The sequence below is a fragment of the Pseudomonas sp. 13B_2.1_Bac1 genome (genome assembly GCF_025466155.1).
Taxonomy (GTDB): domain Bacteria; phylum Pseudomonadota; class Gammaproteobacteria; order Pseudomonadales; family Pseudomonadaceae; genus Aquipseudomonas; species Aquipseudomonas aylmerensis.
The window spans coordinates 55,918-66,923 of record NZ_JANLOH010000085.1 but is presented as its reverse complement, the minus strand read 5'-3'; the positions used below and the strand labels follow the sequence as shown (position 1 = coordinate 66,923).

At 61.0% G+C, this 11,006-nt stretch carries 9 protein-coding genes; 4 read left to right on the top strand and 5 right to left on the bottom strand.

Annotated elements, in window-relative coordinates; all coding sequences use genetic code 11:
• Nucleotides 1–2 precede the first annotated feature (2 nt).
• Both NTD80_RS19700 and NTD80_RS19695 read left to right on the top strand, forming a co-directional pair.
• Entirely contained in the window at nucleotides 3–569 is a 567-nt protein-coding gene (locus tag NTD80_RS19700) for a peptidoglycan binding protein CsiV (protein ID WP_262134627.1), read from the top strand.
• 9 nt (nucleotides 570–578) lie between these two features.
• Nucleotides 579–3,272 carry a DEAD/DEAH box helicase gene (locus tag NTD80_RS19695; RefSeq protein ID WP_262134626.1) on the top strand — a complete coding sequence of 898 codons (2,694 nt, stop codon included), beginning with the start codon at nucleotides 579–581 and terminating at the stop codon, nucleotides 3,270–3,272.
• Between the two features lie 34 nt (nucleotides 3,273–3,306).
• On the opposite strand, the gene nagZ is transcribed toward NTD80_RS19695, so the two are convergent.
• Together nagZ and NTD80_RS19685 are read right to left on the bottom strand one after the other, a co-directional pair.
• The gene (gene nagZ, locus NTD80_RS19690) at nucleotides 3,307–4,305 is read right to left on the bottom strand and encodes a beta-N-acetylhexosaminidase (RefSeq protein WP_262134669.1); all 999 of its coding nucleotides are present in this window, start codon (nucleotides 4,303–4,305) and stop codon (nucleotides 3,307–3,309) included.
• Between the two features lie 156 nt (nucleotides 4,306–4,461).
• Nucleotides 4,462–5,169, bottom strand: coding sequence for a TetR/AcrR family transcriptional regulator (locus NTD80_RS19685; protein ID WP_065902004.1), 708 nt, complete (start codon nucleotides 5,167–5,169; stop codon nucleotides 4,462–4,464).
• Nucleotides 5,170–5,432: 263 nt separating this feature from the next.
• On the opposite strand from NTD80_RS19685, the gene lexA reads away from it, so the two are divergent.
• Together lexA and sulA are read left to right on the top strand one after the other, a co-directional pair.
• Nucleotides 5,433–6,041, top strand: coding sequence for a transcriptional repressor LexA (gene lexA / locus NTD80_RS19680; RefSeq protein WP_003172575.1), 609 nt, complete (start codon nucleotides 5,433–5,435; stop codon nucleotides 6,039–6,041).
• A gap of 10 nt (nucleotides 6,042–6,051) precedes the next feature.
• The gene (gene sulA / locus NTD80_RS19675) at nucleotides 6,052–6,525 is read left to right on the top strand and encodes an SOS-induced cell division inhibitor SulA (RefSeq protein WP_065902006.1); all 474 of its coding nucleotides are present in this window, start codon (nucleotides 6,052–6,054) and stop codon (nucleotides 6,523–6,525) included.
• 406 nt (nucleotides 6,526–6,931) lie between these two features.
• Here sulA and NTD80_RS19670 read toward each other — a convergent pair whose 3' ends face one another.
• The 3 genes from NTD80_RS19670 to topA form a co-directional block, all read right to left on the bottom strand.
• Nucleotides 6,932–7,165 carry a hypothetical protein gene (locus NTD80_RS19670; protein ID WP_010212068.1) on the bottom strand — a complete coding sequence of 78 codons (234 nt, stop codon included), beginning with the start codon at nucleotides 7,163–7,165 and terminating at the stop codon, nucleotides 6,932–6,934.
• 223 nt (nucleotides 7,166–7,388) lie between these two features.
• Nucleotides 7,389–7,910 (bottom strand): DUF6586 family protein, encoded by a 522-nt coding sequence (locus NTD80_RS19665; protein ID WP_201143746.1) that lies wholly within the window; start codon nucleotides 7,908–7,910, stop codon nucleotides 7,389–7,391.
• A gap of 409 nt (nucleotides 7,911–8,319) precedes the next feature.
• Nucleotides 8,320–10,941, bottom strand: coding sequence for a type I DNA topoisomerase (topA, locus tag NTD80_RS19660; RefSeq protein WP_065902010.1), 2,622 nt, complete (start codon nucleotides 10,939–10,941; stop codon nucleotides 8,320–8,322).
• Nucleotides 10,942–11,006: the final 65 nt, after the last annotated feature.

Genomic DNA, 11,006 nt, shown 5'->3' with positions numbered 1-11,006 from the left:
CCATGCGCCTGTTCCGCATTCTGAGCCTGTTGTTGGTGGTACTCGCACCTTCGGCGTTTGCCGACAGCCCGTACCTGGTGGAAATGATCCTGGTGCGACAGAACGCCGAGCCGGTGATCAACAGCCGCCCCGCGCCGGAAAACTGGGATGCCGGCGCCGCGCGGCTGGGTGAGCGGATGAGCCCGCCACGCCTGGGCAATATCGTCGACAAGCTCAGCGCCGACTCAAGCTACACCGTGCTCGCGCACAAGGCCTGGGAGCAGAACCTCGGCGAGCAGCCCGTGAAGATCGCGATCAGCGACGGCCAGGAGCAGTTCGGCCAGTTTCCCATCGAGGGCGTGCTGAACCTGCAACTGGGGCGTTTCACCGATATAGACGCGGATTTCTGGATCAATCAATTCGACGCCAACGGCAGCGTGATTGCCAGCGAACACCTGAGCCAGCACGACGTGCGCACCAAGAACAACCAACTCAACTACCTCGACGGCGGCCACCTGGCGCTGCTGATCAAGATCACCTCGCTGACCGCCAAGCCCCCCAGCCCGCCGCCGCCCGACATTCAGGACTGATCCAGCGCCATGCCCCTGACGTCGTCGTTGACCAAACCCCTGGCCCCTTCGTGGGCCAACCGCTTCAAAGAGCAGAGCCTGGAGCGCGGGCGGCGTTATGCGCTGGAGAACCGCGTGCGCATCGTCGAGTCCGGCGACAGCACCATCGTGGCCAGTTGCGAAGGCTCGGGCGGCAACGTGTATCGGCAGACCATCTCGTTGCGCGAATCGGCCAAGGGTACATTGATCCTGGTCGACAGCCGCTGTACCTGCCCGGTGCACACCAATTGCAAACACATCGCGGCAGTACTGCTCAAGGTCCAGGAAACCCTCGCCTACCCGGCCGCCGCCCAGGATGCCGAGCTGCTCGAGAAGCTGCAGGCCGTGCTGGATAACCGCGTGGTGGTACCGCAGGTGGTGATGGAAGACGTGCCGCCGGTGCCACGCCTGTGGCTGGCGAGTGTCGAGTTCAGCGCGTTTGAACCGCGCAACGGCAAAATGCAGCGCTATATCCAGCACCGCGCGGCGCTGTCGTTCAATTACCTGGGCAACTATGTCAGCGGGCAGAAGAACGCCGACATCATCGTGCGCCAGGAAACCCAGAGCCTGCGCATCAAGCGCCATCCCGAGCTGGAGCAACCCTATCGCGAGCAACTGCGCCTGCTGGGCTTCAAGATCGCCACGCGCCAGAGCAAGGCCTTGCCGGAAAGCGCCGGCGAACTGTTCGAGATGGTCAATGACAGCGCCTGGCTGAACTTCACCCTCAACGCCTCGCCCACCCTGCGCGCCGAGGGCTGGGAGCTGCAGATCGATGAAGATTTCGGCTTCGACCTGAGCCCGGTGGACGACTGGTATGCCACCGTCGACGAAGGGCCCGAACGCGATTGGTTCGACCTCGAACTGGGGATCATCGTCAATGGCGAGCGCCTGAGCCTGCTGCCGATCCTGCTCAACCTGATGCGCTCCCACACCGAAATCCTCAACCCGGAGAAACTCGCGCGGCGCCGCGATGATGAACTGATCCTGGTGAATATCCCCGGTTTGCCGAATGGCGGCCATGGCCCACTGCAAGTGGCATTGCCCTATGGCCGGTTGAAACCGGTCCTGGCCACCCTCGGCGAGTTTTATCTGCAGGAACCCGGCACCACCACGCTGCGCCTGGCCAAGGCCGATGCGATCCGCCTCAACCCGCTGGATGACTTGCCGCTGCAGTGGCAAGGCGGTGAAAAGATCCGCAATTTTGCCCAGCGCCTGCGCGACATCAAGGATTTCACCAGCGTCGCGCCTGCAGGGTTAAACGCCACGCTGCGGCCCTATCAGCTGGAAGGCTTGAGCTGGATGCAGTCACTGCGCCAGCTGGATGTCGGCGGAATTCTTGCGGATGACATGGGCCTCGGCAAAACCCTGCAGACCCTGGCGCATATTCTTACTGAAAAAGCCGCCGGGCGCCTGGATCGGCCATGCATGGTGGTGATGCCCACCAGCCTGATCCCCAACTGGCTGGACGAAGCGGCGCACTTCACCCCGCAGCTCAAAGTGCTGGCGTTGTACGGCGCCGGACGTAAGAAACATTTCGCCAACCTGCAGGACTATGACCTGCTATTGACCACCTATGCGCTGCTGCCCAAGGACATCGAAATACTCGCCGCCCTGCCCCTGCACGTCTTGATCCTGGACGAAGCCCAGTACATCAAGAACCCGACGAGCAAGGCCGCCCAGGCGGCACGCGAGCTGAATGCCCGGCAGCGCCTGTGCCTGAGCGGCACCCCGCTGGAAAACCATCTGGGCGAGCTATGGTCGTTGTTCCACTTCCTGTTGCCGGGCTGGCTGGGTGACGTCAAAAGCTTCAATCGCGATTACCGCGTGCCGATCGAAAAACGCGCCAGTGATGTGCGATTGCAGCACCTCAACGGTCGGATCAAGCCGTTCCTGCTGCGCCGCACCAAGGAACAGGTGGCGACCGAGTTGCCACCCAAGACCGAGATCATCCACTGGGTCGACCTCAACGAGGCCCAGCGCGACGTGTACGAAACCATGCGCCTGGCCATGGATAAAAAGGTCCGTGACGAGATCACCCGCAAAGGTGTGGCACGCAGCCAGATCATCATTCTTGAAGCACTGCTCAAGTTGCGCCAGGTGTGCTGCGACCTGCGCCTGGTCAACGACGCCACCCTGCCCGCGCGTGGCAGCAGCTCGGGCAAGCTGGACAGCCTGGTGGAGATGCTCGAGGAATTGTTTGCCGAGGGCCGGCGGATCCTGCTGTTTTCCCAGTTCACCTCAATGCTGAGCCTGATTGAAGTCGAACTGCAAAAGCGCGGTGTTGCCTACGCACTGCTGACCGGCCAGACCCGTGATCGGCGCACACCGGTGAAGGATTTCCAGAGCGGCAAACTGCAGATTTTTCTGATCAGCCTGAAGGCTGGTGGCGTGGGCTTGAACCTGACCGAAGCCGACACCGTGATCCACTATGACCCTTGGTGGAACCCGGCCACAGAAAACCAGGCCACCGACCGTGCGTATCGGATCGGCCAGGAGAAGCCGGTGTTCGTGTACAAGATGATCGCGCGGGGCACGGTAGAGGAGAAAATCCAACACCTGCAGAAGGAGAAATCCGACCTGGCGGCGGGCGTGCTGGATGGGCGTACGACCGGGGATTGGCAGCTGGGCAACGAGGACATCGAGGCGCTGTTTGCGCCGTTGCCCAACAAGCAAGAGAAGCGTTGACGGTCAGATGACCATCGCCGGCAAGCCGGCTGTCTCAATCAATCAACTGAGCATCCCGCAGCGCACTCAGCGCCGCCAACCAACGTGGATCCTGCTTGTAGTCCGTCGAAGCAAACGCCTGCCCACGCATCCGCGCAATCCGCGCCGACGGCGTCACCTTCATGCGCTGCGCCGCACTCAGCGCCAGCTCCGCCGCCCCGCGGTCATTGCACACCAGGCCCATGTCGCAACCGGCGCTCAGGGCCGCTTCGATGCGACTGGCTGCATCACCGACCACATGCGCCCCGGCCATCGACAGGTCATCGCTGAAAATCACTCCATCGAACTGCAGCTCGCCGCGCAAAATGTCCTGCAGCCAACGACGCGAGAAACCGGCCGGCTGCGGGTCAACCTGTGGGTAGATGACATGCGCGGGCATCACCGCCGCCAATTGCTGGCTCAGGCGTGCGAAAGGCACCAGGTCATTCGCACGAATCTGTTCCAGGCTGCGTTCATCATTGGGAATCGCGACGTGGGAATCCGCCTCAGCCCAACCGTGACCCGGAAAATGCTTACCGGTGGCGGCCATGCCGGCGCTGTTCATGCCACGGATAAAGGCCCCGGCAAGTACCGCAGCACGTTCGGGGTCGCCTTCGAACGCACGGGTGCCGACCACGGCGCTGCGCTGGTAGTCCAGGTCCAGTACGGGGGCGAAGCTGAGGTCGAGGCCGACCGCCAGCACCTCGGTGGCCATGATCCAGCCGCATTGCTCGGCCAGGTACTCGGCGTTGGGGTTATCCGCCAACGCTCGCATGGCCGGCAGGCGCACAAAGCCCTGGCGCAGGCGTTGTACACGACCACCCTCCTGGTCGACCGCCAACAGCAGATCCGGACGCACGGCACGAATCGCCGTGCTCAGCTCACGCACCTGGCGTGGATGCTCGATATTGCGCGCAAAAATGATCAGGCCGCCCACTTCGGGCTGGCGCAACAACTGGCGATCCTCGGCCGTGAGCCAGGTACCGGCCACGTCGACCATCAAAGAACCTTGCAGCGCAACACTCATAATCCTTCCTTAAATAACGCACACAACCCATTGACCTCACGCGGCGCGACTGGCGCGGTGAGCTCAACGGGTTGCGAGTAAATAGCTGAATTCGGCATGGCGGCTAGCTTAGCGGATGCAAGCGGCCACGCACACCCGGAGCGGTCAAACCTTGGCGACGGTCGGCGCGGATTTGCTGCGTGGGCGCAATTGCGCGGCGGCCATCGTCGGGTCGGTCACACCGGTTTCGGCGCGCATGCCGGCGGCCAGGAAAGGCACCATCAGGCGCATGACCTGCTCAATGGACGTGTTGACGCCGAAATCGGTCTCGGCAATCGCACGCAGGGCCTTGATCCCGGACATGCTGAACGCCGCCGCACCGAGCATGAAGTGCACGCGCCAGAACAGTTCGATCGGCGGGATACGCGGGGCGGCCTCGTTGACCAGCAACATATAGCGACGAAACACCTTGCCGTACATGTCTTCCAGATAACGCCGCAAGTGGCCCTGGCTCTGGCTGAATGCCAGCCCCAGCAGGCGCATGAAGATCGACAGGTCGTTGCCGCTGCGCGGCTGGACCACCAAGGCCTGCTCGACCAGGATTTCCAGCAGGTCTTCCAGGGTTGGCTTGTGATCGGCCTTGGCCTGACGGCGCTCGAGCTCACGGTCGAGGCTGGCACAGAACGGCCCCAGGAAGCGCGAGAACACGGCCTGGATCAGGGCCTTTTTCGAGCCGAAATGGTAGTTCACGGCGGCGAGGTTGACCCCAGCCTTGCTGGTGATCAGCCGCAATGAAGTTTCAGCAAATCCTTTTTCCGCGAACAATTGCTCGGCAGCATCGAGAATGCGTTCAACGGTTTCCGACTGGGCCATGGCTACTCCGCCTGACAAACACTTGTTTGAAACATACGTTTCAGGGTGTGCCTTGTCAAGCCTGCGGGTCCGCTTTCCGGCCGGGCAGTCATCTATTTCGTCGCTATTTAATCACATCCCTACCTGTCTGTAGGCAGCGCTATCTCTGCCCTGTAGGACGGGTGACGAATGACCGTCCAGCGGAGTGCCCGAAAAGGATGATTGCCAAGCGCAGTTCACTGTATATAATCCCAGTCACTGTATAAAAAGACAGAGCGATCAACATGCTAAAACTGACGCCACGCCAAGCTGAGATTCTGGCTTTTATCAAGCGCTGCCTCGATGACAACGGCTACCCGCCGACACGAGCGGAAATTGCGCTGGAACTGGGGTTCAAGTCCCCCAACGCCGCCGAGGAACACCTCAAGGCCCTCGCTCGCAAAGGCGCGATCGAGATGACCCCGGGTGCTTCGCGCGGCATTCGCATCCCTGGCTTCGAAGCCAAGGCCGACGAATCGACCCTGCCGATCATCGGTCGCGTCGCTGCCGGTGCGCCGATCCTGGCGCAACAGCACGTCGAGGAATCCTGCAACATCAACCCCACCTTCTTCCACCCTCGCGCCGACTACCTGCTGCGGGTGCACGGCATGAGCATGAAGGACGTGGGTATTTTCGATGGTGACCTGCTCGCCGTCCACACCACCCGCGAAGCCCGTAATGGCCAGATCGTCGTCGCCCGTATCGGCGATGAAGTCACCGTCAAACGCTTCAAGCGCGAAGGCAGCAAGGTCTGGCTCCTGGCCGAGAACCCTGAGTTCGCCCCGATTGAAGTGAACCTGAAAGATCAGGACCTGGTGATCGAAGGCTTGAGTGTCGGCGTCATTCGCCGCTAAAGGAGGCATCATGCAGCTCGTGCACACCCCCCAACACACACAACTGTCGCTGTTCGAGGCCTTCATGGCCCAACCCCTTGCACCGATCCTCAAGGAAGCGGTCGAGGCGCCCTGGAGTGCCGAACCCGAGGCGTTCAGTGAATTGTCGTTGCGCGGTGCAGCTGGGAGCTGCCTGAGCCTGCTGGCGCCGATCCTTCGCGAATTGAGCGAAGAACAGGACGCGCGCTGGCTGACCCTGATCGCCCCGCCCGCCAGCCTGACCCAGGCCTGGCTGCGGGACGCGGGCCTCAACCGCGAGCGCATCCTGTTATTGCAGCCACGCGGTACGCAAAGCGCCCAGCAACTGACTTGTGAAGCCTTGCGCTTGGGCCGCAGCCACACCGTGGTGAGCTGGCTGAACCCACTGAATGCCACCGCCAAGCAACAGCTGATCAGCGCAGCGCGCACAGGCGACGCGCAGAGTTTGAATATTCGATTGGGATAACACGAAGACCCAGCTTGGTGAGGAGCGGGCCTATCTTAAGAGCCGGCCTCTATGAGTGGCGGGCTTGTTATGACAAGCAGGCTTATGTGGCAACCAGGCTTATATGTGCTGGGCGGGCTTATATGTGGCGAGCGGGCTTGCCCCGCGTTGGGCTGCGAAGCGGCCCCAAACCAAGCACCGTGGAATACCTGATACATCGCGTTGAATCCATCTAGGGCTGCTTCGCAGCCCAACGCGGGGCAAGCCCGCTCGCCACACAAGCCAGCTCACCACAACACGCCGATTAACCAGCAAGCCGATTCACCTCAACAAGCCTACTCGCCAAAGCAAGCCTGACTCACCTCAAGAGATCTGGCGCCCCTCAAGACACCCGCCTCCGCCACAACAAGCCTGCTAACAACAGAACTCAGTGAAGCACTCGCGGCCCGTCTTCTTTCTCCGGCTCGCCTTCCGCCAGGCGACCAGCCATCTGCACGCCCACGCTCAACATGGCTTTAGCTACTTCCACGTGCTGGCCTTGGAGGAACACCTTGGCGTCCTCGGAAAAATCCAGAATAACCAGAGAACCCTCGTCCTCAGCCCGGCGCAGCTCGATTCGGCCGTCAGGCAACTCAACAATTTCCAGAAAGGACGTTGGCATAAAAGTCTGTTCTCCACGAAAGGCCGGGATTATATCAGTCATCCACCCGGAATCGCTGAGGATCTGGCCAGGTTTCTTTGCGGCTTGATGAATGGTGCCGGTATGCCTTGGTTAAAATGCGGCAGCGGACTTGCTCGCGAAGGCACTGTATCAGTGCTCTATAAACGCCTGGCACTCCGCCTTCGCGAGCAAGCCCGCCCTGGTGTAAATCAGTGACGCCGCCTCAGCACTCGTTGAGGCCTTCACGAAAGCGCAGGGCCATCTTTTTCAGCTCCTGGCGCCAGCCTTCCAGCTCTTCCCGGCTCAGGGGCTTGGGCTCTTCCTCTTCCAGCGCAACCGCTACGATCAACGGCTGAGTTACGTCACCCTTGGGCACGTGGGGAATTCGCGGTGGCTGGAACATGTCCGCATGCGCCTTGAGCAGGCGCGCCACCCAGCTATCAGGGCTCTGGGCCATTTCCACCAGCTCGGCCAGCTCAGGAATAGCCATGGCCTCCAGCACTTCGCGGTTCATGATCATTTCCGCGCGCGGCGAACCCGCCTGAGGTAAGCGATAGAACCCGGCGATTTCATGGCACAGCCCCAGCAACGCGCCGTACAGGTGGAACAACGCCGCCTCACGCCCCGCCTGGACCAGCGCGATGGCATTCATCTCCTTCCCTTCCTCGGCGCGGCCGAGGGCTTCCAGGGATAAGCCCGCGAAGTAAATTTTCTGGTTGGTACGGGTATAGAGTTCGTTGGCCATAACGGCAGTCTCCACAACGAAAAAGCGTGATGCTGGCTTAACAGTGTCACGGATCAACCGCCCACACTGCAAGCGTGGAGTAGAGGGCGGACCACTCCCCCTCTTTAGACACTATCTACGATGGTGCACACCTTCTTTCTCATCAGCGCCCTTAATTGCAGGCATCACCAGCGTTTCCAATCCCATTCACATGGCGCTCTATAGATAATTGACGGGCTAATACCCGGCTAATAGGGGGTCAGCTTTATGGGGAACGTTCCGTCACCTGTCACTCATTTCTCTGACAGCTAACCTGCGTGTCTTGAATGGAAAGTCCTTTTGCATAACCACAAAAGCAAATGCCCCGACAAGTCGGGGCATTTGCTTTCAGCCTGTTTCAGGCGACCTTCGTATTACTCGACCACGTCGATCAAGCGCCCTGGCGCTTGTCTTCGACCTTCCACTTACCGCCGTCGTAGAACGCTTTCCAGCCGGTAGGCTTGCCGTCCACTTCGGACTGCACGTACTGCTCCTTGGTCTTGCGGCTGTAGCGGATCACGGCCGGACGACCGTCGGGATCCTTCTTCGGCGCTTCACACAGGAAGTGGTACTTAGGATCGATCTCGTCCTTGTGCGGCACGATCTCCAGCACCAGCGGCGCTCGGGTCTCGCGGTTTTTCGGGAACTGGCTGGCGGCCAGGAACAGCCCCGAAGCGCCGTCACGCAGGATATAGGTGTCGTTGACCTTCTCGCACTTGAGTTCAGGCATCTTCACCGGGTCCATTTTCGGCGGCGCCGCGTCACCGCTTTTCAGCAGTTTGCGGGTGTTCTTGCACGTCGGGTTGGTGCAACCAAAGAACTTGCCGAAGCGGCCAGTCTTGAGCTGCATCTCGCTGCCGCACTTGTCGCACTCCAGGCTAGGGCCTTCGTAGCCCTTGATGCGGTAGCTGCCTTCCTCGATCTCGTAGCCGTCGCAATCCGGGTTGTTACCGCAGATGTGCAACTTGTGCTTCTCGTCGAGCAGGTAGGCATCCATCGCCGTGCTGCAGATCGGGCAGCGGTGCTTGCCACGCAATACCAGCGACTCGGACTCACCCTCGTCGTCGGCGGCGATTTCATCGCCCGGTACCAGGTTGACGGTCGCCTTGCAGCGCTCTTTCGGCGGCAGGCTGTAGCCCGAGCAACCGAGGAACACACCGGTAGACGCGGTACGAATCTGCATCGGGCGGCCGCATGTCAGGCACGGGATGTCGGTCATCACCGGCTGGTTGGCACGCATGCCGTTCTCGGGGCTTTCGGCCACTTCGAGTTTTTTCTTGAAGTCGCCGTAGAACTCGTCGAGCACGTTTTTCCAGTCGCGCTCGCCCTGGGCCACGTCATCGAGGTTCTCTTCCATGCCGGCGGTGAAGCCGTAGTCCATCAGGTTGGAGAAGCTCTCGGACAGGCGCTCGGTGACGATATCGCCCATCTTTTCCGAATAGAAACGACGGTTGTGCAGCGCGACGTAGCCACGGTCCTGGATGGTGGAAATGATCGCGGCGTAGGTCGACGGACGACCGATACCGCGTTTTTCCATCTCTTTTACCAGGCTGGCTTCCGAATAACGCGCCGGTGGCTTGGTGAAGTGCTGGGACGGGTCGAGCTTGATCAGCTTCAACGTGTCGCCCTGGGCCATGTCCGGCAGCACATCGTCGTCGCCCGGCTTGGCGATCTGCGGCATGACGCGGGTGTAACCATCAAACTTGAGGATACGGCCCTTGGCACGCAGCTCGAAGTCACCAGCACCCACGCTGACGGTGGTGGACAGGTATTGCGCCGGCAGCATCTGGCAAGCCAGGAACTGGCGCCAGATCAGCTCGTAGAGCCGCTCGGCATCGCGCTCCATGCCGCTCAGCTTGCTCGGCTCGGTGTTCGCGTCGGAAGGACGAATCGCTTCGTGAGCCTCTTGGGCGCCCTCTTTGCTGCTGTAGACGTTTGGCTTCTCCGGCAGGTACTTCTTGCCGAATTCGCTTTCAATATACGTACGCGCCATCGCAACCGCGTCCACCGAGAGGTTGGTGGAGTCGGTACGCATATAGGTGATGTAGCCGGCTTCGTACAGACGCTGGGCCATCATCATGGTTTTCTTCACGCCGAAGCCCAGGCGGTTACTCGCGGCCTGTTGCAGGGTGGAGGTGATGAACGGCGCCGACGGCTTGCTGCTGGTCGGTTTGTCTTCGCGCTTGACGATGCTGTAGCTGGAGGCCTTGAGCTTCTCCAGCGCGGCCATGGCCTGGGCTTCGTTCAGCGGCTTGAAGGCCTCGCCTTTCTCACGGGCCACTTCAAAGCGCACATTGGCGCCCTTGGCAGTCCCCAGGTCGGCATGGACTTCCCAGTATTCTTCGGGGTTGAACGCACGGATCTCGCGCTCACGCTCCACCACCAGCTTTACCGCGACCGATTGCACACGGCCGGCGGACAGGCCACGGGCAATCTTGGCCCACAGCAGCGGCGAAACCATGTAACCGACGACGCGGTCGAGGAAACGCCGGGCCTGCTGGGCGTTGACGCGGTCGATATCCAGCTCGCCCGGCTTGGAGAAGGCTTCCTGGATGGCTTTCTTGGTGATTTCGTTGAACACCACGCGCTTGTAGCGGCTGTCGTCGCCGCCGATGGCTTCCCGCAGGTGCCAGGCAATGGCTTCCCCTTCGCGGTCCAAGTCCGTCGCGAGATAGATGGTGTCAGCATCCTTGGCGAGCCGGCGCAGCTCTTCGATGACCTTTTCCTTGCCTGGAAGGATTTCGTACTTGGCCTTCCAGCCATGTTCCGGGTCCACACCCATGCGCGAGACCAGCTGCTTGCGCGCTTTCTCCTTAGGGCTGAGCACCGGACCTTCGCCCGCAGCTGCCTTGCCGCGCTTGGCGGCTGGCTCCTTGCTGGCGCTAGCCGAACCGCTGGTGGGCAGGTCTCGGATATGGCCGATACTCGACTTCACCACGTACTCGTTGCCCAAGTACTTGTTGATGGTCTTGGCCTTAGCCGGGGATTCCACAATGACCAGCGATTTGCCCATGGATCGGAAAATTCCTGAATTCGAGAAGTGAAAGGCAGTTGGCGCCTGTCGCGGCAACGCTATAT

Excerpts from the sequence above, each read along its gene's own strand:
- topA (WP_065902010.1), bottom strand. The coding sequence starts at position 10,941 with ATGGGCAAATCGCTGGTCATTGTGGAATCCCCGGCTAAGGCCAAGACC.
- NTD80_RS19665 (WP_201143746.1), bottom strand. The coding sequence starts at position 7,910 with ATGGCCAACGAACTCTATACCCGTACCAACCAGAAAATTTACTTCGCG.
- NTD80_RS19695 (WP_262134626.1), top strand. The coding sequence starts at position 579 with ATGCCCCTGACGTCGTCGTTGACCAAACCCCTGGCCCCTTCGTGGGCC.
- NTD80_RS19700 (WP_262134627.1), top strand. The coding sequence starts at position 3 with ATGCGCCTGTTCCGCATTCTGAGCCTGTTGTTGGTGGTACTCGCACCT.
- NTD80_RS19685 (WP_065902004.1), bottom strand. The coding sequence starts at position 5,169 with ATGGCCCAGTCGGAAACCGTTGAACGCATTCTCGATGCTGCCGAGCAA.
- sulA (WP_065902006.1), top strand. The coding sequence starts at position 6,052 with ATGCAGCTCGTGCACACCCCCCAACACACACAACTGTCGCTGTTCGAG.
- lexA (WP_003172575.1), top strand. The coding sequence starts at position 5,433 with ATGCTAAAACTGACGCCACGCCAAGCTGAGATTCTGGCTTTTATCAAG.
- NTD80_RS19670 (WP_010212068.1), bottom strand. The coding sequence starts at position 7,165 with ATGCCAACGTCCTTTCTGGAAATTGTTGAGTTGCCTGACGGCCGAATC.